At 49.8% G+C, this 2500-nt stretch carries 2 rRNA genes (1 of these 2 cut by a window edge); both read left to right on the top strand.

The features are described 5' to 3' along the window. Positions 1-2144 (top strand): 23S ribosomal RNA (locus ACUN28_RS27855) (it extends 778 nt beyond the left edge of the window). Between the two features lie 49 nt (positions 2145-2193). Further along, positions 2194-2309, top strand: a 5S ribosomal RNA gene (gene rrf / locus ACUN28_RS27850). The last annotated feature ends 191 nt before the right edge of the window (positions 2310-2500 follow it).

The raw sequence follows: 2500 nt of genomic DNA, 5'->3' as shown, positions 1-2500 counted from the left end.
GAACCCACGCACGTTGAAAAGTGCGGGGATGAGGTGTGGGTAGCGGAGAAATTCCAATCGAACCTGGAGATAGCTGGTTCTCCCCGAAATAGCTTTAGGGCTAGCCTTAAGTGTAAGAGTCTTGGAGGTAGAGCACTGATTGAACTAGGGGTCCTCATCGGATTACCGAATTCAGTCAAACTCCGAATGCCAATGACTTATCCTTAGGAGTCAGACTGCGAGTGATAAGATCCGTAGTCAAGAGGGAAACAGCCCAGATCGCCAGCTAAGGTCCCAAAGTGTGTATTAAGTGGAAAAGGATGTGGAGTTGCTTAGACAACTAGGATGTTGGCTTAGAAGCAGCCACCATTTAAAGAGTGCGTAATAGCTCACTAGTCGAGTGACTCTGCGCCGAAAATGTACCGGGGCTAAATACACCACCGAAGCTGCGAATTGATACCAATGGTATCAGTGGTAGGGGAGCGTTCTAAGTGCAGTGAAGTCAGACCGGAAGGACTGGTGGAGCGCTTAGAAGTGAGAATGCCGGTATGAGTAGCGAAAGACGGGTGAGAATCCCGTCCACCGAATGCCTAAGGTTTCCTGAGGAAGGCTCGTCCGCTCAGGGTTAGTCAGGACCTAAGCCGAGGCCGACAGGCGTAGGCGATGGACAACAGGTTGATATTCCTGTACCACCTCTTTATCGTTTGAGCAATGGAGGGACGCAGAAGGATAGAAGAAGCGTGCGATTGGTTGTGCACGTCCAAGCAGTTAGGCTGATAAGTAGGCAAATCCGCTTATCGTGAAGGCTGAGCTGTGATGGGGAAGCTCCTTATGGAGCGAAGTCTTTGATTCCCCGCTGCCAAGAAAAGCTTCTAGCGAGATAAAAGGTGCCTGTACCGCAAACCGACACAGGTAGGCGAGGAGAGAATCCTAAGGTGTGCGAGAGAACTCTGGTTAAGGAACTCGGCAAAATGACCCCGTAACTTCGGGAGAAGGGGTGCTTTCTTAACGGAAAGCCGCAGTGAATAGGCCCAAGCGACTGTTTAGCAAAAACACAGGTCTCTGCGAAGCCGTAAGGCGAAGTATAGGGGCTGACACCTGCCCGGTGCTGGAAGGTTAAGGAGAGGGGTTAGCGTAAGCGAAGCTCTGAACTGAAGCCCCAGTAAACGGCGGCCGTAACTATAACGGTCCTAAGGTAGCGAAATTCCTTGTCGGGTAAGTTCCGACCCGCACGAAAGGTGTAACGATTTGGGCACTGTCTCAACCAGAGACTCGGTGAAATTATAGTACCTGTGAAGATGCAGGTTACCCGCGACAGGACGGAAAGACCCCGTGGAGCTTTACTGTAGCCTGATATTGAATTTTGGTACAGTTTGTACAGGATAGGCGGGAGCCATTGAAACCGGAGCGCTAGCTTCGGTGGAGGCGCTGGTGGGATACCGCCCTGACTGTATTGAAATTCTAACCTACGGGTCTTATCGACCCGGGAGACAGTGTCAGGTGGGCAGTTTGACTGGGGCGGTCGCCTCCTAAAGTGTAACGGAGGCGCCCAAAGGTTCCCTCAGAATGGTTGGAAATCATTCGTAGAGTGCAAAGGCATAAGGGAGCTTGACTGCGAGACCTACAAGTCGAGCAGGGACGAAAGTCGGGCTTAGTGATCCGGTGGTTCCGCATGGAAGGGCCATCGCTCAACGGATAAAAGCTACCCCGGGGATAACAGGCTTATCTCCCCCAAGAGTCCACATCGACGGGGAGGTTTGGCACCTCGATGTCGGCTCATCGCATCCTGGGGCTGTAGTCGGTCCCAAGGGTTGGGCTGTTCGCCCATTAAAGCGGTACGCGAGCTGGGTTCAGAACGTCGTGAGACAGTTCGGTCCCTATCCGTCGTGGGCGTAGGAAATTTGAGAGGAGCTGTCCTTAGTACGAGAGGACCGGGATGGACGCACCGCTGGTGTACCAGTTGTTCTGCCAAGGGCATAGCTGGGTAGCTATGTGCGGAAGGGATAAGTGCTGAAAGCATCTAAGCATGAAGCCCCCCTCAAGATGAGATTTCCCATAGCGTAAGCTAGTAAGATCCCTGAAAGATGATCAGGTTGATAGGTTCGAGGTGGAAGCATGGTGACATGTGGAGCTGACGAATACTAATAGATCGAGGACTTAACCATATAATATGAAGCAAATGTTATCTAGTTTTGAAGGAATATGCCTTCATAGTTTGGTGATGATGGCAGAGAGGTCACACCCGTTCCCATACCGAACACGGAAGTTAAGCTCTCTAGCGCCGATGGTAGTTGGGACCTTGTCCCTGTGAGAGTAGGACGTCGCCAAGCAAAAACCTAAGTCGATTCGACTTAGGTTTTTTTGTGTTTATTTTTATTTACCAAATGTCATAATCCATACATTTAATAACACTAAAGAAGAAAGGAGAATGAAATAGAGACTGTTTTTTTTAAAATTGGATGATCAGGTGATAAAAAGGTTATAAAGTAATACGTTTAAATATTAGTTTAAGGTAAGAATT

The organism is Bacillus sp. WC2507 (genome assembly GCF_052656125.1).
The sequence above is the reverse complement of the archived record's forward strand: the minus strand, read 5'-3'. Positions and strand labels throughout refer to the sequence as shown.